The 23,296-nt window shown below is 72.6% G+C and carries 18 protein-coding genes; 5 read left to right on the forward strand and 13 right to left on the reverse strand.

Annotation, left to right across the window (positions count from 1 at the left end; translation table 11 throughout):
- Positions 1-600: 600 nt before the first annotated feature.
- From ACIP4Y_RS36205 to ACIP4Y_RS36220, 4 genes are all read right to left on the reverse strand, one after another.
- Positions 601-780 (reverse strand): replication-relaxation family protein, encoded by a 180-nt coding sequence (locus tag ACIP4Y_RS36205; protein WP_401400739.1) that lies wholly within the window; start codon positions 778-780, stop codon positions 601-603.
- Between the two features lie 646 nt (positions 781-1,426).
- Entirely contained in the window at positions 1,427-2,710 is a 1,284-nt protein-coding gene (locus ACIP4Y_RS36210) for a YhgE/Pip domain-containing protein (RefSeq protein WP_401400742.1), read from the reverse strand.
- Positions 2,698-3,867, reverse strand: a complete 1,170-nt coding sequence (locus tag ACIP4Y_RS36215; RefSeq protein ID WP_401400745.1) for an LLM class flavin-dependent oxidoreductase — start codon at positions 3,865-3,867, stop codon at positions 2,698-2,700. Before ACIP4Y_RS36215 ends, ACIP4Y_RS36210 begins: the two co-directional genes overlap by 13 nt.
- A 60-nt stretch (positions 3,868-3,927) precedes the next feature.
- Complete coding sequence (locus ACIP4Y_RS36220) at positions 3,928-4,635, reverse strand: thioesterase II family protein (protein ID WP_401400748.1); 708 nt, start codon at positions 4,633-4,635, stop codon at positions 3,928-3,930.
- 173 nt (positions 4,636-4,808) lie between these two features.
- On the opposite strand from ACIP4Y_RS36220, the gene ACIP4Y_RS36225 reads away from it, so the two are divergent.
- Positions 4,809-5,402 carry a TetR/AcrR family transcriptional regulator gene (locus tag ACIP4Y_RS36225; protein WP_401400751.1) on the forward strand — a complete coding sequence of 198 codons (594 nt, stop codon included), beginning with the start codon at positions 4,809-4,811 and terminating at the stop codon, positions 5,400-5,402.
- Between the two features lie 82 nt (positions 5,403-5,484).
- On the opposite strand, the gene ACIP4Y_RS36230 is transcribed toward ACIP4Y_RS36225, so the two are convergent.
- On the reverse strand, positions 5,485-5,961 hold the full coding sequence (locus tag ACIP4Y_RS36230; RefSeq protein WP_401400754.1) for an SRPBCC family protein: 477 nt from the start codon (positions 5,959-5,961) through the stop codon (positions 5,485-5,487).
- Positions 5,962-6,287: 326 nt separating this feature from the next.
- Between ACIP4Y_RS36230 and ACIP4Y_RS36235 the strand changes: the two genes are divergently transcribed.
- Positions 6,288-7,241 carry a VlmB-like protein gene (locus tag ACIP4Y_RS36235; RefSeq protein WP_401400757.1) on the forward strand — a complete coding sequence of 318 codons (954 nt, stop codon included), beginning with the start codon at positions 6,288-6,290 and terminating at the stop codon, positions 7,239-7,241.
- Complete coding sequence (locus ACIP4Y_RS36240) at positions 7,238-8,119, forward strand: alpha/beta fold hydrolase (protein ID WP_401400760.1); 882 nt, start codon at positions 7,238-7,240, stop codon at positions 8,117-8,119. The genes ACIP4Y_RS36235 and ACIP4Y_RS36240 overlap by 4 nt, the downstream gene beginning before the upstream one ends.
- Positions 8,120-8,191: 72 nt before the next feature.
- On the opposite strand, the gene ACIP4Y_RS36245 is transcribed toward ACIP4Y_RS36240, so the two are convergent.
- The 8 genes from ACIP4Y_RS36245 to ACIP4Y_RS36280 are packed head-to-tail and all read right to left on the reverse strand — an operon-like array spanning position 8,192 to position 20,104.
- Positions 8,192-9,187 carry a phosphatidylglycerol lysyltransferase domain-containing protein gene (locus ACIP4Y_RS36245; RefSeq protein WP_401400762.1) on the reverse strand — a complete coding sequence of 332 codons (996 nt, stop codon included), beginning with the start codon at positions 9,185-9,187 and terminating at the stop codon, positions 8,192-8,194.
- Positions 9,184-9,714 (reverse strand): hypothetical protein, encoded by a 531-nt coding sequence (locus tag ACIP4Y_RS36250; protein ID WP_401400765.1) that lies wholly within the window; start codon positions 9,712-9,714, stop codon positions 9,184-9,186. The genes ACIP4Y_RS36245 and ACIP4Y_RS36250 overlap by 4 nt, the downstream gene beginning before the upstream one ends.
- Entirely contained in the window at positions 9,714-10,157 is a 444-nt protein-coding gene (locus tag ACIP4Y_RS36255; RefSeq protein WP_401400768.1) for a type II toxin-antitoxin system RatA family toxin, read from the reverse strand. The genes ACIP4Y_RS36250 and ACIP4Y_RS36255 overlap by 1 nt, the downstream gene beginning before the upstream one ends.
- Position 10,158: 1 nt before the next feature.
- Positions 10,159-11,457, reverse strand: a complete 1,299-nt coding sequence (locus ACIP4Y_RS36260; protein ID WP_401400771.1) for an aspartate aminotransferase family protein — start codon at positions 11,455-11,457, stop codon at positions 10,159-10,161.
- A 17-nt stretch (positions 11,458-11,474) separates the two neighbouring features.
- A complete protein-coding gene (locus ACIP4Y_RS36265) occupies positions 11,475-12,602 on the reverse strand; it encodes an acyl-CoA dehydrogenase family protein (RefSeq protein WP_401400774.1) in 1,128 nt (375 codons plus the stop codon).
- A gap of 8 nt (positions 12,603-12,610) precedes the next feature.
- Positions 12,611-14,218, reverse strand: a complete 1,608-nt coding sequence (locus ACIP4Y_RS36270) for an aldehyde dehydrogenase family protein (protein WP_401400777.1) — start codon at positions 14,216-14,218, stop codon at positions 12,611-12,613.
- Positions 14,212-17,004, reverse strand: coding sequence for a beta-ketoacyl synthase N-terminal-like domain-containing protein (locus tag ACIP4Y_RS36275; RefSeq protein ID WP_401400780.1), 2,793 nt, complete (start codon positions 17,002-17,004; stop codon positions 14,212-14,214). Before ACIP4Y_RS36275 ends, ACIP4Y_RS36270 begins: the two co-directional genes overlap by 7 nt.
- On the reverse strand, positions 16,997-20,104 hold the full coding sequence (locus tag ACIP4Y_RS36280; protein ID WP_401400783.1) for an amino acid adenylation domain-containing protein: 3,108 nt from the start codon (positions 20,102-20,104) through the stop codon (positions 16,997-16,999). Before ACIP4Y_RS36280 ends, ACIP4Y_RS36275 begins: the two co-directional genes overlap by 8 nt.
- Positions 20,105-20,858: 754 nt before the next feature.
- Between ACIP4Y_RS36280 and ACIP4Y_RS36285 the strand changes: the two genes are divergently transcribed.
- The gene (locus ACIP4Y_RS36285; RefSeq protein WP_401400786.1) at positions 20,859-21,719 is read left to right on the forward strand and encodes an alpha/beta fold hydrolase; all 861 of its coding nucleotides are present in this window, start codon (positions 20,859-20,861) and stop codon (positions 21,717-21,719) included.
- 83 nt (positions 21,720-21,802) lie between these two features.
- On the forward strand, positions 21,803-22,552 hold the full coding sequence (locus ACIP4Y_RS36290) for a thioesterase II family protein (protein WP_401400789.1): 750 nt from the start codon (positions 21,803-21,805) through the stop codon (positions 22,550-22,552).
- The last annotated feature ends 744 nt before the right edge of the window (positions 22,553-23,296 follow it).

Here is a 23,296-nt window from a genome sequence, read left to right on the forward strand (position 1 = left end):
GGTCGCGCAACAGTAGGCGCAACCCTCGTCGCAACCTCGTACTCCTGGTCGACCGGGGCGCCCAGCGACCGGTCACGCCGCCTGGACGGTTCCTCGAGCGCCGGCCAGCTGTCGCAGCTCGGTGCGCGGCGGCCGACATCGGCGCCGTGTGCGGGATCGCGCCTTCGGAGACCAGGCGGTACATGACCTGGTGCAGCGTGACGCCGCCCTCGTAGCTCTCCACGATCTCCCGGGCCCGGTCCACCACGGCCGGCCACCGGATCCGCTCCGCGCCATACCGGTACATGTACGTCTTCGCTCCTCGCCAAGCGAGAACCATCAGCGGCCGGGCGGTTCGGGGTAGCGCTGGCGGCGGCGGTCCGGGGCGTCGACGCCGATCTCGTACCACGGCTCGTCACGCTGGAGCCGGGCAGGGTGCTCGCCCAGACGGCGACGGCGATGCCCTTCACGTCGTCGGCGAGCGCCTGGAGGCGGTTGTCGAGCAGGTGCTCCTCCTCGCCCGCCAGGACGACGTGCAGCCGCGGGAAGGTCTGGGAGCGGGGGTAGCGGTGGCGCTGCCAGAACGGGAATGTGCCGCCGATCGTGGTCGCGGGCGCCTTCCTAGACGCGATGCCCGGAGTAGCGCTTGTAGTCCCAGACCTCACGTGCGAGCCGGTCCTGGGACATGGTGCTGTTGTCGAGTTCGAAGAGGCGCACCTCGCTGGTCTTGGTCGGCAGCGCGAGGACGGCGTCGGTGGTGAAACTCAGGCCGGTCTGCTTGATGGCGCGGCTGACCTCCACCTGCCAGTCGGTCAGGTGCTTGCGGCCTCCATGGGCAGGATCATGTCCGTCATCGCGACGCCGTGCGGACCGAACCCGGCCCTCACCGCCTTCGCGCCGGTGCCGCGGATGCCTCGGCGCCGAGTTACAGGGCACCATGCACGACAACCGCATCCCGCCCAACAAGGAGCTCGTCGGCCAAGTCCGCACGGGGCGCTCGCGAGGCGAAGGCCTGGGCCCTGCTGCAGGCGGCCGCGTAGTGGCGGCGATCGCGGTCGTCCTGGACCACACGACCACCGCTGCGCTGTAGGGGCGGCTCATGTCCGTACGGTGCGGCGGCCATCCGGCCTCCGGCGTCGAGCTCGCTCTTCTCGTAGGCGGTGCCCGATGCCGGAGACGGACATGCCGCTGGCCTCGGCGAGGGGTTGTAGCTGGTAGGGGCGATCCCCCGTGGAACTTCGCGTCCTGCGGGCGCGGGCATTGCCCAGGGCCGGCACTGGGAGGCGAGTCGGGGAAGGAGTCGGCGGGGGCCACGCTTCCGGGGCTGGGCAGAGGGTTGTGAGTGGCTGCGATGTCACCGCTTAGTGGGGGTGTTTCGGCCCCCGGCGGTGCCGCTCCCGCGGTCGGCCTCGCGGAGGGGCGTGGGGCGGCGGGGGCGGCACCTTGGTTACGGCACGGTGGTGGCCGGCTGGAACTCGTGGTGGTGGGCCCGGTGGTAGCCGCGGTGGTCGTACCAGCGGCAGACCGCCCAGCCGACGAGCAGGGCCCCGGCCGCGTAGCCGGCCAGGACCAGCCAGGCCAGGTCGACGCGGTTGCCGTGGCCGTCGAAGAACAGCAGGGAGCGCACCCCTTCTACGACGTGGCGGGCGGGCAGGGCCTTGCCCACGGTGTCGTAGCTGCCGGTGAGTTCTTCCTGCGGGATGGCTCCCGCGGACAGCGGGACGCCGACGAGGGTCACCGAGAAGAGGGCGAGGACTTGGCCGAGTGCCCCGAACACGGCGAACAGGGCGAGGGTGAGCAGGGCGACGGCGGCGCAGGCGGTGCTGCAGAAGAGCACGAACCGGCCGGTGTCGGCGGGGTGGAGCCCGGTCGCCCACAGCGCGACACCGGCGACGGCGGCACCGGCCGAACATCCCATCGCGGCACCGAGTACCGCCTTGGCCACGAACGTCGACGAGCGGGTGATCCTGACGACGGGCTGGAGGATGCGTCGGGGGCCGATCTCCAGGGGGAGGTAGCCGAGCCTCGCGTCGATGAACGTCGTCAGCAGCGTGGCCGGCAGCAGCCCGGAGATGAGCAGCGCGATGGCGACGTACAGCGGTACCGCTCCGGCAGCCGTGCCGACGGGGCCGGAGGCCGGCTGCCGTACGGCGGTGGTCACGCCGACGGGATCGTCGAGGAGGGTCAGCAGACCGGCCGGTGCGGCCCCGGGCGACTGCCGGCCGGCGTGCGTGCTGGTGGTGCTCCGCGGCTGCTGCGCTGCCCGCGCCGTCAGCCGTGCACCGAGACGGTGGGACGCCTCGGTCACGGTCAGCCGCATCACCTTGTCGGTCGTCGAGGCAGCGACGCCGCTCACCCCTCTTGGCACGACGATCTCCATCATCGGGCGCCCGGCGTTGTGCCCCGTGCCGAGCAGGGACAGGGCCCGGCCGGTGAAGTCGCGGGGGACGACCAGGGCGGCGTAGGCGTCCTGGTCGTCGAGCATCCGCCAGGCGTCCCGGCGTGTGTGCACCACGCTCCAGCGCACCCGTGCGTCCTCGCGGGCGGCGCGGGTGACGGCCTCGGTGAGCTCGTCGCCGAGGTTCACGGCGCCGTCGGGGCCGGTGGCCCCCTGGTCCTCGGTGACCAGGACGAGCGGCAGGTGGTGCAGTCTGGCGTCGGGGTCCGAGGCCGGTCCCAGATAGCTGAGGGTGCTGAGCGCGGCGAGCAGGGTCCCGATCAGCACCACCATCCACGTCCTGGGCTGCCTCCACAGTGTGCTGGCCCGCAACAAGACCACCTCCGTCGGTCTGGAGAGAAAAAAGGGGGGAAGATCACGCCGAGCGGCGGGCCGGCCAGTCCGCGGGCTGTTCGAGGCCCAGTCGGCTCCGCAGCGTGCGGGCGGCGCGTGAGGCGCACGGGACGAGTCCGTGCTCGCGCAACATGGGCAGCGTGCGGGCGGCGAAGAACTCCAGCGAGGCCGGTCCGCCGAGCAGGTCGATCAGGAGGCCGGTGGGGCGCTCCTCGTGCAGCAGCCGCCGGATGCGTGCGACGGTGTCCTCGGGATGCTCGGCGGCGAGGGACAGGGGGGCGATCCGGAGTGTCCGGGAGGGGGTGGGCCGGTTTGTGACCTGGTAGTCGGGCAGTCCGGCCCGGTCGGCGGACCCAGGCGGCCAGCGTCACCGGATGGCCCTGTGGCGGCCGGGCGATGTTCAGCGGGCCGGCCACTCGGTAGTGGGGGCCGTCGTGGTCGAGGGGGTGCATGCCGTCGGCCCTGAAGCAGACGCCGGTGGCGCGGTCGTGCACGAAGGCGTCGTCGTCAAAGCTGTCCCACAGGCCTTGGAGTACGCCCAGGTACTCCTCGGCCCGTCGCCGTGCCGCGGGTGCCTCCTGCCGGACCAGCAGGCCGGTGGCCCGCTCCGTGGCGTCCGGCTGCGGGTCCAGCAGCAGCCCGGCGCGTCCGCCGGACATGATGTCGAGGGTCGCCAGCTCACGTGCCAGGTGGTACGACGTCACGATGTTCCAGCCGGCCCGTCCGCCGGAGATGGTGTCCAGCGAGGCGAACCTGCGGGCGAGCCGGTCGGCCGGCCAGTAGGTGGTCGAGCCGGTCGCCACCAGTCCTAAGTGCTGTGTGGCACCTGCGAGCCCGGACAACAGGGTGAGGGGCTCGAAGTGGTCCGCTCGGGCAGCCTTGTTGAGGCCGGGGCCCTCACCCCAGGGTGCGAGCAGGTCGGGGCGGAAAATCGCGTCGATCCTGCCGCGTTCCAGTTCCATGGCGAGGAATGCGTGCAAGGGATAGTCGAGTTGGCCCGATGCGGCGCCCTGCGGGTGGCGCCATCCGGCCCAGTGGCCGCCGGAGCCATGCAGCAGGACTCCCAGTGCGAGCCGCCCGATGGGCGCGTGCATCATGGCGATGTCTCCGATTCGGTGGCTACGGTGGCTTCGTCCGTGGATGGGGTGGGTGGGGTCTCAGCCCGCGTGCTCGACGGTTGCTCCGGCGAGGGACGCCAGGAAGCGGGGCACGACGTCGTCCCGCCAGGGGAAGAAGTGGTCGCCGGCGAGGACGCGCAGCCCCTGCCAGTGCCGGGCGTGGTGCTGCCATGCGGCCACCTGGGCCGGCGGGTGGACCAGGTCCTGAGCGCCGGCGAGCGCGTGCAGCGGTACGGTCACCGGCCGCACCGGTGTGGTTCGGGCCTCTCCCAGGAGCCGGAAGTCGGCCTGGAGCGGGCGTAGGACGAGGGTCCGCATCTGCGGGCTGGCCAGGATCTCGGCGGGGGTCGCGCCGAGCCGGGCCACGTGGGCGAGCAGGGCGTCGGGGTCGTCGGCGAGTTCGCGGTTGGCGCGGCCGTCCAGGAGGTCGGGCGGCACCATCGCGGAAAGAACCAGTTGTCGGGGTGGTGTGCCCAGTGCGCACAGCGCCTGCGCGACCTCGTACGCGAGCAGCCCGCCCATGCTGTGCCCGAAGAGGACCAGCGGTGTGGCGTGGTCGCCGAGGCGGGGCAGCAGGTCCGCGACGACGGCCGCCGTGCTTGGAAGCGGTGGCTCGGCGAGTCTGCGGCCGTGGCCCGGAAGTTCCGGTGCGATCAGCTCGCACGTACTGGGCATGAGCGCCGCCCAGGGACGGTACGCGTCGGCGGAGCCGCCGGCGAAGGGCAGACAGACAACACGGGTTTTCATGTGATTCCCCCTGAGCGGGCTTGGACGCCGGGCGGGTGTTCCGCCTGCCCCAGCCGTCCGGTGCGAGCCCGCGATCAAAACGCAACGCAACGGTGCGTTGCTATCGTAGGGCGGCGTTAGACTCGATGCAACACAACGTTGCGTTCGGCTACTTGGCCGGTCGGGAGGTCGCGATGCCAGCAGGCGAAACCGGGGCGAAGCCGCTGTCGGGCGGCAGACAGGCGGGACCGCGCCGCAGGGACGAGATCTTCGCCGCCTGCCTCGACCTGCTCACCACCCACGGCTACGACGGACTCACCATCGAGGGCGTCGCCCAGCGTTCCGGCGTCAACAAGACCACCCTGTACCGCTGGTGGCCGTCGAAGTCCGAACTGCTGCGCGACGCCCTCCTCCACTCGGGCCCGCTCTCCCTGGACCTGCCCGACACCGGAAGCCTCACGGGCGACCTGACCGACCTCGCCACACAGGTCCAGGCCCTCCTCGAGGACGCACGCACGCGCGCGGTGGTGGAGGCCGCACTGGTGGGGGCCGTGCGCCACCAGGCCCTGCGGGAACTCGTGACGCACTTCCTGGAGGACCGGCTCGGCCGTCACCAGCCCATCTTCACCAGGGCCGTGGAGCGCAAGGAACTCCCCGCCGACTTCGATCCGGCCCTGCTGGTGGACGCCATGGCCGGCGCCCTGTGGATCCGCCTGCTGGTACGCCGCACACCGACCGGGAGCGCATTCACCGACCGGCTGGTCTCGATGCTGCTCCGCGGGATCTGAGCACCTGTCACCCTGCCCCCTAGGGCCCGGTCCGGCACTCGGGACGGCCGAGCCCCTGCCCAGGCCACCGGGAGCGTCGGCCTCAGCCGCCCAGGGCCGCCTGCATCCGCCGGAGCGTGGTGCGCATACCGGCCCGGTTCACCTCCGCCCGCTCGGCCGGCGGCGTGCCGGTGAAGACCCGCCCGAGGAACTCCGCCATCCGGGCGCCGGGGCCGGTGCGCAGGTCCTGCCAGTACTCCGTGACCCTGGTGCCGCCCCCCTCGGGCTGGAACCGGTAACCCCACAGGGCTATCGGCAGCCCGAACGAGGTGACCCGGAAGGCGAACTCGTACGGCCGCTCGGCCCGGGTCACCCGACAGGTGGTGAACCACAGCAGAAGCCCCTTGCGGTTGAACCCGAGGAACGGGGTTCCCTCGCGCACCCCTCGGCCGCGGTGCCACACGGCGAAGCACTCCGGGCTCCACCGCCCCATGTTCCGCAGGTCGGTGACCGCGGTGTACACCTCCTGCACGGACGCGCCGACCACGACGCTCTCCTCGACTTCCCACAGCCGTTTCACCCAAGACCCCCGTGTGGAATACGGCGACGCGACGGCAGACGGGACGGGCTGGTGAGCCGTCCCGACTCCCTTGACGCCGGTGCGTGACACTCCTACTGTAGAACGAGCCGGATCGTTCTGTACATAGCGCCGACCCGCCGGTCAGCAGGCGCAAGCGCCACCACCGGCAGTCCCCGGGAAGCGTCGAGAGGCGTCCCCGGCTTTCGCACGACCGGCCATCCGACATCGGGACCCACGCCGGGCGGCGTTCTCACCCGTGCCGTGTTCTCACCCGTGCCGTGTTCTCGCACATGCCGCGTTTCCCCACGACCCGAAGGACCGTACCTGTGACCCGAATTCCCGTGGAAGCCGACTGGGACAACGCCCCGGGCGTCCTCGAAGGCGCCCGCGAACTGGAACTGACACCCGCGATGTGCGACCTGCCGTACTGGCTGGAGCACGTGGCCGGCTCCATGCTGCGGCGTCTTTCGGACGGCAGCGTCAGCGCCGCGGCCCCGACACAGGCCGTACTGCGCCCCGGTCCCCTGCGCGAGGCGCTCATCGAGGAGTTCACCTTCCGGACGCTGGCCGAGGAGAAGGCGACCCGCGCGCTGTCCTTCCTCGTCCACCACGCCCCCGACCGGGACTGCCTGGAGTTCTACGCCACCCAGCTCCTCGACGAGGCCCGGCACGCGCGCGCCTTCCGCGACCACCTGCTCAAGACGGGCGTGTCCGAGGAGGAGGTCCGGGCCGCGGTCGCCCGCACCGCCGCGTCCTCCGGGACCGCCGTGCTCGATCCGCTGGAGGAGTTCGGCCTGGGGGTGCTGCGCGACCGGCAGGACTTCTACGGCGGTGTCCTCGTGCTCACCGTCCTGGTCGAAGGGATCCTCGCGCCCGCAGCCGAGCTCAGCGAGCGCAAGTGGAAGGTCTTCGACCCCTGCGCCGCCCTCGTCGAGCGCGGGGCGAACATGGACGAGATCCGCCACCTGGCCGTGGGCAGCGCCGTCGTGCGGCAGCACCTGACGGAGCGGCCCGAGGCCCGGGCGGGCCTGCTCGACCTCGTCCGGGAGGGCCGGCGCCTGTGGGAGGAACTGCCCATGGCACAGGTGCTTCACCGGCGCGAGTCGCTCTTCCAGGAGGGACTCGCCGAGCACGGCCATCTGCTGGGCGACTACGAGATCTGGCCGGGGCGGCGGCTGGTGGACACCGGCGTCGAGGAGCGCATGGAGGCCGCGGAACGCTGGTCGCGCGAGACGCAGGACGCCCGGCTGAAGTACATGCTCCTGCAGGACGCGCTGTGACGGCCGGGTCCCGGGCGTCCGGCACCTGGCGGATCGCGCTGCCCGGTGCGGGGGACGGCACGCAGTACCTCGCCGCGACCGTCACCGACGCCGGACCCACGCCGCGGGCCGTGGTCGTGATCTGCCCGGCCCTCGGGGTGAAGGCCTCCTACTACGCGCCGTTCAGCGACCACCTGGCCAGCAGGGGCATCGCCTCCGTCGCCGTCGACCTGCGGGGCCAGGGCGACAGCCGGCCCCGTGCCGGCCGGCGGACGCGGCACGGCTACCACGAGCTGGCGACCCGCGACTGGCCGGCCGTCATCCGCGCGACCCGTGAGCACTTCCACCCCCCTGTCCCGCTGTTCCTGCTCGGGCACAGCATCGGGGGGCAGGTCGGCGTGCTGCACACGGCCCACGACCCGACAAGCGCGGACGGGCTGATCCTGGTCGCCGCCGGTTCGGTGGACCACCGGGGTTTCAGCGGAGCGGCCCGGCTGCGCGTGCTGGCCGGCACCCAGTTCATCGCCCTGGTCGCCTCGCTGTGGGGGTACTGGCCGGGACACCGGCTCGGCTTCGCCGGACGTCAGTCCGCCACGCTCATGCGCGACTGGGCCAGGATCTGCCGTACGGGCCGCTTCGCCCCCGCCGGGGCGGACATCGACTACGAGGCGGCCATGGCGCAGGCCGCCCTCCCGGTGCTGGCGGTCTCCGTCCAGGGCGACCGGCTCGCTCCCCGCCGGGCAGTGGACCGCCTGTGCGCCAAACTGCCCGCGGCGACGGTCGAGCGCTGGCACTACCGTGCGGACGGCGCTCCCGTGGGCCACGTCGGATGGGCGCGCTCGGGTGAGGACATCGCGGAGCGCATCTCCGGCTGGCTCGCCCGGCGGCACGCGGTCTGAGAACGGCACCGGGGCGGTTGCCACGTCACATGACGTGGCAACCGCCCCTGGCCGTGCCCCACGCGAGGCACCTCACACGGAGTTGGTCAGCCGCAGCAGGTTCCAGACCGCCGACGGACGGACACCGCCCTGGAAGGCGACGTACTCCGGCTCCCGCACCCGCGGCGCCCACTTGAGCTTGAACGCCTCCTGCGTGCGGGCCGGGTAGAGCGCCCGGCCGTGCTCCGCGACGAGACGCAGTGCCCGGGTCAGGGACCGGGAGGCCGAGGCCGGCTCGTGCCGGTCGTCGAGGCCGGCGAACGGCGTCAGCCCGAGATGCAGCCAGGCCGTCCCCTCCGCACGGAACAGCTCCAGCGCCGTCAGGTTCACCAGCTCGATCGTGCCGACCGGGGCCTCGGGCGTGCGCCGTGTCAGGTCGTAGAGCCACCCCGGACGGGCGCCCCAGGCCGGGGAGTAGGTGACGTAGCCGACGGTCCTGCCGTGCCGGCGGGCGACGAAGGTGCGGCGCAGCGCCGCGCCCGGGCCGCCGCGCTCTCCGATCAGGAAGGACAGCTCCTTCACATGGCGTCCCTTGGCCCTCAGCCACACGGCGTCCACGGCGTCCAGCTCGGACTGGTCCGCGGCGCGGGAGTCGGTCTCCAGGACCGTGACGCCGTCCCTGCGCGCACGCGAGACGTTCTGACGGACCTTCGCCAGGTGCTTGCCGCGCAGCGTGAAGGCGGACAGGTCGATGCTGTAGGAGGTGCCGAGCTGGTTGACCGTGAACCCGCGGGACTCGTACAGCGGCACGTCCGCGGCCCGGACCTGGGCCGCCGTCAGCCGCGACGGCCGGGGGCCGCCCGCCACCACGCGGTCGAGGAACTCGTCGAGCAGCGCTCCCTTGTCGCCCTCCGCGGCGAAGGGCCCGCCGAACTGGACGACGTGGCGCCGGCACCGGCGGTAGGCGACGAGTCCCGGGACCCGGCCGCCGGTCCACCGTACGGTGGACCCGTTGAGCGCCAGGGCACCGCTGGGATGGTCGGCCCAGGCGCCGAGGAGGGCCGTCTGCCCAGCGCCCGCGCTGATCATCGGGACTCCCCCGCGGACACCCGTCGGCCGGCGGCCGGGGCGGCCGCCGTGCCCCGGGCGGGCCGTGCCGCGCCGGGCCCCTCGGGCGCCGCGGCCAGCGCCTGTTCGAACGCGGTGAACGCCGGATGCGCCCTGGGCTCGAACGCCACCCCGAACGGCTTGAGGAAGTTCCCCAGCAGCCCGCGGTCTCCGCACAGGTGGACCGGCACGGCGAGCAGGGCCCACTCCCAGCCCACCAGCCATCCCCACAGGGCCACCACCGCACCGGCGGTCAGCCAGCTGTGCATCGTGTTGTACAGCACGTAGTAGCCGCGGTGGATCGGCCGGCCCCCGGCGCGATGGTGGGCCCACGCCCCGGGCAGGTAGCCGAAGAGGTCGATGTAGGCGAACATGCCGACGGCGACGGGCCAGCGGACCTCATGCCAGTGGGCGAGCAGCAGGCCGGCGCTGAGCAGCAGGCCCGCCGTGTACTCCGCCCGCAGGAGGCGGAAGGTCACGGGCGTCTCGAAGCGGTTCAGGGGGTCCATCAGACGACCTCCCCCTGGCCCAGGAGGGCGCGCAGTATGTGCTCGATCGTCTCCCGCAGCACGCGCTCGGCCACCGGGTCCACGATGTTGGCGAGTGTGGGAAGTCCGAAGTCGAAGGAGGCGGTGAAGACGACTCGGGCGCCGCCGTCGGTGCCGTCGACGCTCCACGCGCCGTCGAAGGTCTCGAAGTCCCCGTACAGCTGGCGGAAGGCGATGCCCGGCGCGCGGTCGTCGAAGACGTCCTCCTCGGTCCAGGCCAGCACGCCGTTGCGGAAGTCCACCTCCCAGTCGCTGCGAACCGTCCCGTCGTCCCCGGGCGGGTGGACCGTCACCTTGCGTACTGTGTCCACCAGGTCCGGGTAGCGGGCGAAGTCGCGGATCCGGGCGTAGGCCTGGGCGGCGGAGACGCCCTGCGCGTGGAAGTCGAGTCGTACCGAGCGCATCTCAGCGCCCTCCTGTCGGCGTGTCGGTATCGTGGGGCCGGTCGGGGAACCGCTCGCCGAGGGTCCGGGCGGACTGCCGTACGGCTTCGACGAGTTCCTCGGCCTCCTCGGCCGTGAGCACGGCGGGCGGGGTCAGCCGGACCACGGCGTGGGCGTTGAGGGAGTGGTTGACGATCACGTCGCGGTGCAGGAGTTCCAGCAGGAACTCGCCCGCCAGGCCCGGGTCGTGGAACTCCACGCCGATGAGCAGTCCCGCCCCGCGCACCTCGCGGACCAGGTGCGGGCAGTGTCGGGCGACCGCGGCGGTGATCAGTGGCAGCAGCCGGTCGCCCAGCCGCCGGGCGCGCGAAACCAGTTCCTCCTCCTCCACGACCGCGACGGCGCTCTCCGCGGCCGCCATCGCCACGGGAGCGGCGGCGAAGGTGGAGGTGTGGATGAACGGGTCGCGGTCGAACGGGGCGAAGGCCCGTTCGGTGGCCACCGCCGCGGCCACGGGGATCACCCCGCCGCTGAGGGCCTTGCCGACGAGCAGCACGTCGGGCACCACGCCCTCGCGGTCCGCACCCCACCAGTGCCCGATCCGGCCGAGTCCGGTCATCACCTCGTCCAGGACGAGGAAGGCCCCGCGCTCGGCGCACACGGCCGCGACCTGTGTGAGGTAGCCCTCCGGGGGCACCACGACGCCCGCCTCGCCCTGCACCGGTTCCACGATCACCACGGCGTCCGAGCCGTCCGGGCCGAGCGCCCGGGCCAGCGCCCCCGCGTCACCGAACGGCACGTGCGCGGTGTCCGGCAGCAGCGGCTCGAAGGGCGCCCGGTACAGGTCCTTGCCGGTGGCGGACAGCGCACCGAGGGTCTTGCCGTGATAGCCGCCCTCGGTGGCGACGATGCGACGGTGCCCGTGGCACCGGGCCAGCTTCAGCGCGGCCTCCACGGCCTCGGCGCCCGAGCCGCAGAAGTGCACCCGGTCCAGCCCCTCGGGGGTGATCCGGGTCAGCGCGGCGGCGGCCCGTCCCGCCGCCGGGTCCAGCAGCAGCCGGGTGGACAACGGGTGCGTGCGGATCTGCCGCTCGACGGCCGCGACCACCCGCGGATGGCAGGCCCCGGCCAGGAACACCCCGTAGCCGCCGCAGTTGAGGAAGGACCTGCCGTCCTCGGTGCGCACCCGGGCGCCGGACGACGACGCCTCCACATGGCCGCCGAACATCTCGCCCAGCCGTCCCCGGCCGCTGCTGAGGTGCGCCTTGTACAGGTCGGCGGTCGCGTTCACCCTGCCGGCCGCCGGCTGTCGCTGCCCCACGGTTCCTCCTGATGTGTTCACTGCACCCTCAGCGGTTCGCCGGCATGGTGGTCGAGGAGCGCCTGGGCGGTGGCGGTCCGCGACGGCGGGTGGAAGGCCAGCGCCCTGCTCACGGCGAGGAGATGCCCGGTGTCCGGGGACGCGGCGAAGGCCAGTCCCCCGAGCAGTTCGGCCGCCAGGTCGGCCGTGCCGACCAGCAGCTCCTGCACGGCGTAGCGGGCTGTGAGCGCCGCCGCGAGTTCCGGGTTGCCGATGACGTGGGCGTCGACCGTGCGGGCCACGTTCTCCACGAGACCCGCGGCTGCCTCCACACCGGTGACCAGGGACGCCCGGTCGGTCGTGCTGCCCCGGCCGGAGCTGAGCGCGGACTGCGCCAGCCGGCCCACCGCGCCGGTGTACGCGGACGTCACCAGCAGTTCGAACCAGACGAAACCCACGGTCTGCAGCGTGTCCAGTCCGGTGCCGAGCTCGACCTGGGGACGGAGCATCAGCTCGGGCGGCACGTGCACGTTCTCCAGGACGATCTCGTCGCTCTCGGCGCCGGCGAGGAACGGCGATCCCCAGAACGGCCGGCGGGTGATGCCGGGGGAGTCGGCCGGCACGAGCGCCACCCCCAGCTCGCTGCCGCCGTCCGCCCCGGGCAGGGCCACTCCCGCCGTCAGCAGGCTCATCGAACGGGACAGGCTGCACGGCTTCTTCGACCCGTTGACCAGGAAACCGTCCGCGACCGCAGTCGCGGTGACCGCCGAGTCCAGGACTTTGGCGCCCGCCCTGCCCTCGGCGAAGCCGGACGCCACCAGCAGCCCGTCCTTGGCGATGGCCTCGATCAGCATCCACTCCAGGCCGCTCGCGTCGGCCGAGGCCACCAGCGCCACCAGGGAGGCGACCGAGAAGTTGTGCATCGCGGTGGCCACCGCCAGCGAGGGCGACAGCGCGCCCAGCGCCCGGGTCACCCGGACCGCCTCCAGGGCGCTCGCGCCCACGCCGCCGTAGGTGCCGGGCACCAGCAGACCGGGGCCGCCCGCGGCCCGGAACAGCTCCAGGGCGTTGTTGCCCGGGGACTCCAGCTCGGCGAGCGACCGGTGTTCCAGTTGCTCGGCCAGTGCGGGCAGGGCCTTGTCGCACGTCTGGCGTGCGAGGTCCATTGCGCGGATCACAGTACCTCCGGTGTGTCGGGGGCGGCGAACACGGCGGTGGCCGGGTCGATCCCGGCGGCCACGCTCACGCCCTGCAGGTGGCTGGTACGCAGCGCCGGGTAGTTGGCCTCGCCACCGGGTCCCCCGGTCAGGCCGGTGCCGCCGTGGGTGGGCAGCACGGGCAGGAACCCGATGTGGGAGTCGTTGACCTTCAGCAGGCCGCCGCCCCGCACGCCGGCGACGAAGCCACGGATCACCTCGGGGTCCCGCGCCCACAGGGAGTTGCGCAGGCCGTAGGGGTTGGTGTTGGTGAACTCCACGATCTGTTCGGTCAGTTCGGCGTCCGGCGCCCGGTCGGGCACCACTACCGGGAGCAGTGGGAAGAAGGTCTCCTCCCGCACGGCACGCAGCACCCGGGACCTTTTGAGCCCGTCGGTGCGGATCACGGTGGGCTCCAGGAACAGGCCGCTCACCTCGTTGTGCGTGCCGTCCACGTCGAGCCGTCGTCCGCCCGTCACCAGCTGTGCCCCGAGCTCGAGGGCTTCCTCGAGCACCTCCTGGAAGGCGTCGGTGCGCCGGACCGGGGAGAGCAGGACGCCGGGTTCCTCGGGCAGGCCCGGCCGGATCCGGCGGACCCGCTCGCGGAGCCTGTCCAGCAGCGCGTCGGCCACGTCGGGGTGCACCACCGCGCAGTTCGGCACCATGCAGATCTGCCCGGAGCCGTAGAACGCCTCCGCCAGGGCGGTGGCGGCCAGATCGAGGTCGGCGTCGCGCCACACCACGCAGATGTCGTTGCCGGCCAGTTCCAGCACGGGCTTCTTGCCGTGCCGCACGCACTCGGCGCCGAAGGCCACGCCCTGCTCGCTGCCGCCGAAGTACATGATGTCGTCGACCAACGGGCTGTTCAGCCACTGCCGGAGGGTCTGCGGGGCGTCGGAGCAGACCACGGAGAGCACCTCGGGGGGCGCCCCGGCGCGTTCGAGGGCCGGCACCACCAGTTCGTGCATGGCGTACAGCACGCCCAGCGGTGCGCTGCGCGGCGCCCGGACGACCAGGGCGTTGCCGGCGGCCAGCGCCCAGGCGCCCAGCATCGCGTTGGCCAGGGTGGCGTTCTGCGGCGGGTTGAGGCAGACCACTCCGTCGGCCACGCGGCGCAGCGTGAATTGCCGCTCCCCCGCGGTGACGTGCTGTTCCATCTGGGTGGCGAGGAAATCCCGGGTCTGGGGGCCGGTGTTGACGAGGATGCCGGAGACCTCCCAGCGGGCCAGCGCCCGGGGGTGGCCCTCGGCCACCAGCATCTCGACGATCGCGTCGTGCTTCTCCCGGGTGAGCCGGTGCAGCTCGGTCACGAACCGCAGCCGGTACCGCAGCGGCGTGGCGGCCCAGGAGCGGACCGCCCCGGCGGCCGCGGCCAGCGCGGCCTCGACGTCGTGGTGGTCGCCCACCGAGCAGCGGCCGACCACCGACGCGGGGGCGAGTTCGGCGGGCATCCTTCCCCGGTCCAGGTCGCGCTTGATGCGCAGGGAGCCGATGACGTCCTCGAGCATCGCGGACGCACGGACGGTGTACGTCCACTCGTCAGAGAAGGTTTCCCTGCCCGCGATGTAGGAGCCGTAGGTCAGCACGGCCGGTTCACCTGCTGCCCGGTGCCATGGGCGTCGGCCCGGTCGAAGTCGGCGACGGCCTCGTCGAAGGCTGCGGCCAGGGCCGCGATCGGCTCGCCGTCGGCGAACATGGAGAAGTGGTCGCCGAGCACCTTGCGTACGGTCAGGCGTCCTGTCACATGCTCCTCCCACAGCGACTTGTCGACGAGGTTCATGCGCAGTGCGGTGTCCAGCCGGACGGTGCTGTCGCCCTCCTCGGCGCGCAGCAGGACCAGGTCCCCGCGGAACCGCTGGTCGGGATAGTGGCCCTTGAGCAGGTCGTAGTTGTGCTTCCAGATCTGGTAGAAGCCCTTCTCGCGCAGCTCGCGGGCGTCCAGGCCGTCCTCGCCGACGGCGTCCAGCAGCAGCGGGAAGGCGTCGGCGAACTCGTCGTCGCTCAGGTGGCGGCCGACATAGGTCTCGGGCGGGTAGCTGTCGAACAGCACCAGCGTCTCGACCTCCTCGCCGGCGGCCTGGAGCTGGAGCGCCATTTCGTAGGCGACGTTGCCGCCGAAGGAGTAACCGCCGAGCCGGTAGGGCCCCTCGGGCTGGCGCCGGCGAATGCGCTCCAGGTAGAGGGCGGCCAGCCCGCGCAGGGACGTGGGCGCGGTGCTCACGTCGCCGGGGAAGGACAGGGCGGTCAGCGGCACGGCCGACTGGGAGTGGGCGACGAGCCCGGTGTAGATGAAGTTGGTGCCGCCGGCGGGGTGGACCAGGTGCAGTGGCCGGCCCGTGCCCTCGCGCAGGGTGACGAGGCCGTCGGAGGCGGTGGACTCGCCGGCGAGCAGGGCGCACAGCCGCTTGGCCATCTGCTCCGGCGTGTGCAGTTCGGTGAACTCGTCGTAGCCGAGGTCGACGTCGAACTCCTCGCACAGGCAGGTGGTGACCTCGACCGCGAGCATCGAGTCGCCTCCGAGGTCGTAGAAGTCGTCGTCGGGGGCGATGTCCGGTAGGTCCAGGTGCTGTTCCAGGACGGCCAGGACCCGCGTCAGGACCTGGGCCGGGTCGACCCGGCCGGCTCCCCGGGGGACGGGAGCCGGGGCCGGGCGACCGGCGGTCGGGCTCGGGGGGGCGGAGTCCCGACCGGTCTCGGGCAGCCGCAGGTCCGGCTGGATCCAGTGGCTTTGCTCGTTCAGCGGGTGGCCGGGCAGCGACACCTTGCGTCCCGGCGAGCCCGGCCAGGCGGCGGGCGCCTGTCCCTGTGCGAGGCCGGGCTCCGACAGCAGCTTTCGCAGGCCGGCCCGCACCTCCTCGAGGGTGGTGGCGTTGAGGACGTGGGTGACCGCCATCCGGGCGCGGCCCGTGAACAGGGTGTACGCCAGGTCCCGGACCGAGGGTGCGGTGGTGTCGTCGGCGAGGTGGTGCAGCAGTTCGGTGGCGGTCGTGCGCAGCGCGTCGGCGTCGCGGGCGCTGAGGACCACCGGGTGGGCCGCGCCCGGGTCGTCGGCGGGCACGGTCGGCGCGGGCGCCGCCTGGAGGACGCAGTGCACGTTGGTGCCGCCCAGACCGAAGGAGCTCACCGCGGCGGCGGCCAGCGGGGCGTCCTGGTACCGGGTGGGTTCGGTCGGCACGGTGAACGGCAGGGTGCCCACGGCGTGCGGGCTGGGCCGGTCGAAGTTGATCTGCGGTGGCACGGTCTGGTGGTGGAGCACGAGTGCCGTCTTGATGAGACCGGTGACACCTGCCGCGGCGTCGAGGTGGCCCAGGTTGGCCTTGACGCTGCCGATACGGCAGTCGGGCGCGGGTCCTCCGGCCGCGCGGTAGGCGCGGGTCAGCGACATCAGCTCCAGTGGGTCGCCGACTGCCGTGCCGGTGCCGTGCGCCTCGACGTAGCCGATGTCGCGGGCGTCGAGGCCGGAGGACTCCAGGGCCGCCCGGATGACCTCCTGCTGTCCGGCCGGGCCCGGGGCGGTGAAGCCGATCTTCTCAGAGCCGTCGTTGTTGACGGCGATGCCGCGGATGACGGCGTAGACGCGGTCGCCGTCGGCGAGGGCGTCCTCCAGCCGTTTGAGGACGACGACCCCGCAGCCGTTGCCCTTGACCGTGCCGGCCGCGTCGGCGTCGAAGGGGCGGCAGTGACCGTCCGGGGACATGATGCCGCCCTGCTGGTAGCGGTAGCCGCTGGTCTGCGGCACCGTGATGCTGACGCCGCCCGCCAGGGCCGCCGTGATCTCACCGCGTTCGAGGGCGGCGCAGGCCAGGTGCACCGCGGTGAGGGAGGAGGAGCACGCGCTCTGGACGCTCAGAGCGGGGCCGCGCAGATTGAGCTTGTACGACACCCGGGTGGCGAGGAAGTCCTTGTCGTTGCCCAGGAGCACCGGGTAGGTGAGGGCGGCGTCGGCGAACTCCGCGCAGCGCAGCACGTTGGAGAGCAGGTACGTGCTCATGCTGGTGCCGGCGAAGACGCCGACGGGTCCCTGGCCGGGGCCCGGCGCGAGGCCCGCGTCCTCCATGGCCCGCCAGGCACAGGTCAGGAAGATCCGCTGCTGTGGGTCCATGAGCTTGGCGTCCCGCTGGGTGACGTCGAAGAACCGGGCGTCGAACAGGTCGGCGTCGGCGAGATCGGCGCCACGGCGTACGTAGCCGTCGGCGTCGGCCCTCTCGGCGGGCACACCGGCCGCCTGGAGTTCGTGATCCTCAAAGCGCCGGACCGACTCCTTGCCTTCCAGCAGGCGCTGCCAGAGTTCCGTGGTGTCGCGGGCGCCGGGGAAGCGCCCGGCCATGCCCACGATTGCTATGGCGCCAGGGCTCGTCCGGTTGTCAGTCATGCGTGGTTCCCCGTATCGACTCGATGTGCGCCGCGATCCGGCGCACGGTGGTGTGGGTGAAGAGCTGGATCATTTCCAGCTCCGGGACGGCGAGTTCGTCCTGAAGCTGCCGGTGGACCTCGACGATGTGCAGGGAGGAGCCGCCGACGTCGAAGAAGTTGTCGTCAGGACCGAAGCCGGTGCTGTCGAGCACCCGGCTCCACACCGCGTGCACCGCGGCGGCCGTGGTGTGTGCGGCCGCCGCCGGCGCGGTGTCCGCGGGCCGGCCCGCGGCCTGCGGCCAGGGCAGGGCCGCGTCGTTGACCTTGCCGTTGACGGTCAGCGGCAGGGTGGTGGCCCGGACCAGGCGGGAGGGCACCATGTAGCCGGGCAGCCGGTCGCGTACCTCCTGACGGATCTTGGCGTCCGGGGGCAGCTCCGGTCCGGCGACGAAGGCCACCAGGCCGGGGTGCTCGGGGTCGCGTTCGTCCAGGCGGACCGCGCACTCCCGTACGCCGGTCACCGCGAGGAAGGCGGACTCGACCTCGCCCAGTTCGATGCGGAAGCCGCGCAGCTGGACCTGCTTGTCCATCCGTCCGAGGTGGACGAGGGTGCCGTCGGCGCGGACCAGGCCGAGGTCTCCGCTGCGGTACACGCGGCGCCCGTCGAGCGTGGGGAAGCGTTCCGCGTTCAGCTCGGGCCGCCCGAGGTAGCCGAGCGTGACACCGTCCCCGCCGACCTGGATCTCCCCGGGGACGCCCGGCGGACAGGCGTGGCCGTCCTGGTCGACCACCGTGACCGTGAGGTGGGGCAGCGGACGCCCGATCACCGACGTGGTCTGCGTCTGCGCCTGCTCGGGCGTCACGGCGTGGTAGGTGACGTGCACGGTGGTCTCGGTGATGCCGTACATGTTGACCAGCTGCGCCCGCTCGCCCATGACGTCGTACCAGGGGCGCAGCGCCGCGTAGCGCAGGGCCTCGCCGCCGAAGACCACGTGGCGCACCGCCAGATCGTCGGCGTCGGATGGACGCAGCACCTTGAGCAGCTGGTTGAAGGCGGACGGCGTCTGGTTGAGCACGGTGACCCGGTCGCGGATCAGCAGTTCCCGGAAGTCCTCGGGCGACCTGGCGGTGTCCTCCGGGACGATGGCGAGACGCCCGCCGTACAGCAGCGCGCCGAAGATCTCCCAGACGGAGAAATCGAACGCGTAGGAGTGGAACAGGCTCCAGGTGTCCTCGCATCCGAAGCCGAAGTTTTGCTGTGCGGCGGTCATCAGCCGCATCACGTTGCGGTGGGTGACCCGTACGCCCTTGGGTCGACCGGTCGATCCGGAGGTGAAGATGACGTACGCGCAGTCGTCGGCGCTGGTGGCGGCGGCCGTGCGGGGCGGTTCGGCGTCGGTCAGGGCGCCGACGGGCAGGGCGGACAGCAGCTCGGCGTCGGGCCAGCGGTGCTCGTCCTCGATCACCGGCAGTCCGTCCGGGAAGCTGTCGAGGATTTGGTGGATGCGCGCGGACGGCGAGTTGGGGTCCAGCGGCACATAGGCCTTGCCGGCCTTGAGCACACCCAGGAGGGCGGCGATGAGGTCCGGGCCGCGGCGCATCGCGATGCCGACGTATGGGCCGGGGACGTGTGCCTGCAGGTGGCCCGCGACGCGGTCGGCGCGGTCGTTGAGTTCGCCGTATCCGATGGTGGCACCGTCGTGCATCACGGCGGTGCGTTCGGGGTGGGCGAGCGCGACCGACTCGAACCAGTCGGCGAGGGAGGCCGGCAGCTCGTCGGCCGGCTGCTCGGAGGGGGTCGGGTTGACCAGCTCGTGGAGCCGCTGCCGGGCCGGGGCGTCCAGGGCGGGCAGCTCGGTGATGCGCCGTTCGGGCGACGCGGCGGCTAGCCGCACGACGTGGTGCATCACGGCCAGCGGGTCGCTCGTCCACTGCTCGTGGGAGCACTCGGCGTGGATCTCGAAGTCCGTGCCGTGGTCCTCGACGTTCATGGACATCGGGTACTTCACGATCCTTCGGCGCAGCCGGAGCTGTTCCACCGCGCAGTCGCCGATCCGGACCTTCAGCGGCTGCTTGTAGTAGGTGAAGGTCTGGTCGGGGCTGAGCGGGCCGTCGACGGCGCCGGGGCAGACCTCGCGGGCGGCTGCCGTCAGGTCGAAGTCCTGGTGGCGCAGCAGCACGGTCTTCCGGCTCTCCAGCGACCGGCACAGGTCGGCGAAGGTCGCGTGGGCGGTCAGGTCGGTCACGAGCGGCAGCGTGTTGACGAAGTAGCCGAAGGCGGCGCGCTGGCGCGGTCCGCGCCGGTTGGAGAGCGGGATGCCGACCACGGGGGTGCGGCCGCCGGTGCACCGGGCGTAGGTGACGAGGTATGCGGCGAGGAAGAAGGTGAACGGCGTGCAGTTCAGTTCCTCGGTGCGTTGCCGGATCAGCTCGCTGAGGTCGGCGTCGAGCCGCAGGTCGCGCTCCTCGCCGTGGAGGGCGCCGTCGGGACCGCGGCGTCCCTGCAGCCGGTCGTCGCCCAGCGTGCTCAGTGCGGACAGCTGCTCGCGGAAGAAGGCGATCGCCTCGTCGGCCGGCGGCCGTGGCCGGACCAGCAGGGACGGCGCGTCCCGGACGGAGGCGGGGAGCTCGGCGTCGGGGTCCTCGTAGAGCCGGGCGATCTGGCCCACGAGGTTGAAGTGGCTGTAGCCGTCGGCGACCAGGTGGGAGAAGAACATGGTGAGGTAGACCGCTTCGGCGTCGCGGTAGAGGTGGAAGGCGAACTGGCGCGGCTCGTGCGGTGCGAGGGGTGTGTCGGCCTGCCGGCTGATCAGCTCGGTCACCGTGTCGCGGCCGTCTCCTGCGAGGTCGGTGACCGGCACGAGCTCCTGCGGGTCTCCCTGGTGGGGGCGGTGGACGGCGAGGACCTGACCGTCACGGCGCTCGAAGGAGGTGTTCAGGGCGCGCACGCCGGCGGCGAGCCGGCCGAGCACCCGCCGCAGTCGCGGCACGTCCACGGCGCCGGTGATCCGGAACGCGATCGCCAGGTTGAAGGCGGGGTCCTCGGGGTGGATCTGGGCGTGTGTGTAGAGCTTGAGTTCTGCGGGCGTCGCTTGGGCAGCGGACGTCTGCGATTCCATGGTGATATACCCACTTCACGTCGGTGGAAATCCAAAGGACACGGCGGTCGCACGTGGCGATCGCGCGGTGTCTGATGCGGATGAACCCGTGATCGGTCTCAGTGGCGAGGAAAGGCTGCAAAAAACACCTGATGGTGTTTTCCGAATGGTCTGCTTTTCGACCTCAGCCCGCTGGAGACACACGGGAGGAATCGTCGTCACGCGTGTTCGCGCGACGGCCGTCGACAGGGGTCACAGAGTGCAGGAAACCCGCGGCACGCCGGTCAGGGCAGGCGTGACCAAGGCATGGGTGGGTGGCGCGAGCGATGCCAACTTCATGTACTCCCCCGTACGTTAGGCATGACGGTCGACGATCGTCCGAGGGCCCAGGCAGCGGGTCTGTGGCTGCCCGGCGACTGTTCAGAACGATCCGACTCGTTCCAATCTAGGGTCGGCGCCAGCTGTCGTCAAGCGTCGACGGTGCGGGCCGGGCCGCTTCGACAGCCCTCCCCGCACCCCTCGGGAAACACGATTGCTTTCCTCGTTACCGGCGGGTACCGTGCCACCGAGAAGCCGTCGGCCGGTCATTTCTCCCCGACCCGGCCACCCGGCTCTTTCACCACCGATGAACCCTCCGCACGACCACCCGGCCCCGTTTATCAGAAGCGAGCGGCACGTGCGTCGACGCCGAGGCGGGCGACCGGTGACTTTCCGGCGGAGCACCCGCCGGCATTCGTGCGGTGGAACGCGCCGCGAATCACTCTGGGGGAAAATCATGTCCAGCACCGGCCGCGCATCATGCGCCGGCACCACCACCCGATGGCGCCCGGCCGGCGCTCCCGGTCTCTACACGGCGGGCCCGCGGGACGGCACGCCCCTGGTGCTCGTCCACGGCATCCGGCTGTCGGCCTGGATGTGGGCCCCGTACGCCGACCGGCTTCTGCCCGGCTTCCGGATCACCGCGTGCGACCTGCCCGGCCACGGGGCGCTGCGCGCACAGCCCTTCACCCTGGAGGCGGCCGTCGGGCTGATCGACGCTGCGGTGGCCGAGGCCCTGGACGCGACCGGCCGGCCGCCGTGGGTCGCGGGCTCCTCGCTCGGGGGCTACGCGGCCCTCGCCCACAGCGCCCTGCGCCCCGGCCGGGCGGCCGGCCTGCTCGTCAACGGCGCCACCGCACAAACGACGGGGACCGTCGGCCGCGTCTACCGCACCGCGGACCGGGTCCTCAAGGCGCTCGGGGAGCAGGGCGCGACCCGCCTCAACACGCGGCTGTTGCGGCTGGCGCTCCCGTCGCAGATGTCCGAGGCGGTACTGCGCGGAGGTCTCGCGATGCCCGGATTCGGGCAGGTGGTCGCCGACCTGACCCGCCGGGACTTCGTGGCGATGGCGGGCACCCTGACCACCCCCGTCCTCTTCGTCAACGGCGTTCACGACCGGCTCTTCCGCACCGCGGAACGGCAGTTCGTGACCGCCGTGCGCCGCGCCGGCACCCCCGTCGGCCTGGCACACGTCCCCGGCCGGCACCTGGAGTGCCTGACCCGGCCCGACCGTTTCAGCCAGGTGCTCGTCCGGGGGCACCTCGAGCTGAGCCGCCTCGCGGGCGCCCACCCGGCCCCGGGCGCCCCACTCCCGTGACCCGTGTCCGTTCCGGCGCACCGCCCGGCTGCGCCCCGGCCCGTGGAGGATCTGTGCTCTCCTGGCTCCGCACCCTGAAACCGGTGACCCGTGTCCGGGCCCGGATCGTCTGTCTGCCCAGTGCCGGCGGTGCCGCCGCCGCGTACCGCCCCTGGGCACCCGTCCTGCCCCGCGGCGTGGAACTGTCCGCCGTGGAACTGCCCGGGCACGGAACGCGTGCCGCGACAAAACCCGAGGAGCACGCCGAGCTGATCGCCGGCCACACCGGCCGAGAGCTCGCTCCGCTCGCCGCCACGGCGCCCCTGGTGCTGTTCGGACACAGCACCGGCGCACTCCTGGCCTACGAGACGGCCCGCCGCCTGTGCGCGGGCGGCACCCCGCCCTCGGTCCTGGTCCTGGCGGGCCTGTGCCCCGCCGACCGGCTGGACCGCAAGGCCAACGGCGTCCTCGCAGAGCGTCCGGACCTGCTGACGGCCCACCTCAGCCGGCTCGGCAACCCCCCACCGGGCGTGCCGGCAGCACCCCGCCCGCGCACCGCCGAGCTGCACGCCGCCCGCGCGGACCGCAGGATCCTGGCCAACGCACCCGCCCCCGCAGCTCCGCTCGACCTGCCGCTACTCGCCCTCGCCGGACGCCACGACCCGCTCCATCCACCGCCCTCGATGGCCCAGTGGCAGCGTCTGACCCGGCGCTGGCTCGGCCTGCACGTCCTGCCGGGCGACCACTTCTTCCCCTGGCAGAGCAGTGAGGTACCCCGGCTGCTGAGCGACGTCACACTGCTCGTGTCCGGCAGCGGCACCGCCGCCCGCCACCCCCTCCTCGTGGCGAACTGACCGCGCACCAACAGCGCCCCGCGCACGCACCGAAGACACGACCTCCTTCGAAAGGACCCGGTGGATGAGCACCATCCTCCTCGTCTGCACGAGTCCGCCGGCCCACTCCTGCACCCGGGCGGCGCTGCGGCCGTCCGTCGCGGCCCGGCCGGCGCACCACGGACACGACACGGCCCGGCTGCCGGGCTCACCCTCGGCCAGCCAGGCGTCGCGGTCCACGCTCGGGTCGGGCAGCTGCTTGGCCGTGACCTGCCCGCGCCACCGCTCACGGTCGCGGACACCGCCGACCCCGCCCTCCGGGCGGCCGCCGGCCTACCGGCCACCGCCGACGGGACCGTCCTCGGCACGCCCCTCTACAAGACCTCCTTCCGCGGCCTGTCACACCCCTCGACAAGACCTCCTCCTACGGCCTGTCACACCCGTCTACTCCTTCCGCGGCCTGTTGAAGGTCTTCCTCGATCTCTCCCGCCCGTCGCGCCGACCGGCAAGTCCGTCCTGGCGCCGGCGACCGGCAGCCCCCCGCTGCACGGCCGGGCGCTGGAGTACGCGCTCCGGCCGGTGCTGCACAGCAGGGGCGCACACCACCTCGACCCGGGGTGCAACGCCACTGCCCGCTTTAGGGCGCCCGGGGCCGCCAGGGACGCCCCGAATGACGCGGCGGACCGGCCTCCGCGCGTCCCCCGCCACGGTGCCGGTCCGCGCGGCGACGGACTGGTCGAGCGGGTCGGAGCCCAGCTCCACACC

The organism is Streptomyces sp. NPDC088810 (assembly GCF_044750305.1).
In the GTDB taxonomy this organism is placed as follows: domain Bacteria; phylum Actinomycetota; class Actinomycetes; order Streptomycetales; family Streptomycetaceae; genus Streptomyces.

Bases quoted from the DNA above. Each gene is read 5' to 3' on its own strand.
- ACIP4Y_RS36225 (WP_401400751.1), top strand. From the start codon at position 4,809: ATGCCAGCAGGCGAAACCGGGGCGAAGCCGCTGTCGGGCGGCAGACAG.
- ACIP4Y_RS36255 (WP_401400768.1), bottom strand. From the start codon at position 10,157: ATGCGCTCGGTACGACTCGACTTCCACGCGCAGGGCGTCTCCGCCGCC.
- ACIP4Y_RS36275 (WP_401400780.1), bottom strand. From the start codon at position 17,004: ATGACTGACAACCGGACGAGCCCTGGCGCCATAGCAATCGTGGGCATG.
- ACIP4Y_RS36210 (WP_401400742.1), bottom strand. From the start codon at position 2,710: ATGGTGGTGCTGATCGGGACCCTGCTCGCCGCGCTCAGCACCCTCAGC.
- ACIP4Y_RS36265 (WP_401400774.1), bottom strand. From the start codon at position 12,602: ATGGACCTCGCACGCCAGACGTGCGACAAGGCCCTGCCCGCACTGGCC.
- ACIP4Y_RS36280 (WP_401400783.1), bottom strand. From the start codon at position 20,104: ATGGAATCGCAGACGTCCGCTGCCCAAGCGACGCCCGCAGAACTCAAG.
- ACIP4Y_RS36245 (WP_401400762.1), bottom strand. From the start codon at position 9,187: ATGATCAGCGCGGGCGCTGGGCAGACGGCCCTCCTCGGCGCCTGGGCC.
- ACIP4Y_RS36285 (WP_401400786.1), top strand. From the start codon at position 20,859: ATGTCCAGCACCGGCCGCGCATCATGCGCCGGCACCACCACCCGATGG.
- ACIP4Y_RS36215 (WP_401400745.1), bottom strand. From the start codon at position 3,867: ATGATGCACGCGCCCATCGGGCGGCTCGCACTGGGAGTCCTGCTGCAT.
- ACIP4Y_RS36220 (WP_401400748.1), bottom strand. From the start codon at position 4,635: ATGAAAACCCGTGTTGTCTGTCTGCCCTTCGCCGGCGGCTCCGCCGAC.
- ACIP4Y_RS36250 (WP_401400765.1), bottom strand. From the start codon at position 9,714: ATGGACCCCCTGAACCGCTTCGAGACGCCCGTGACCTTCCGCCTCCTG.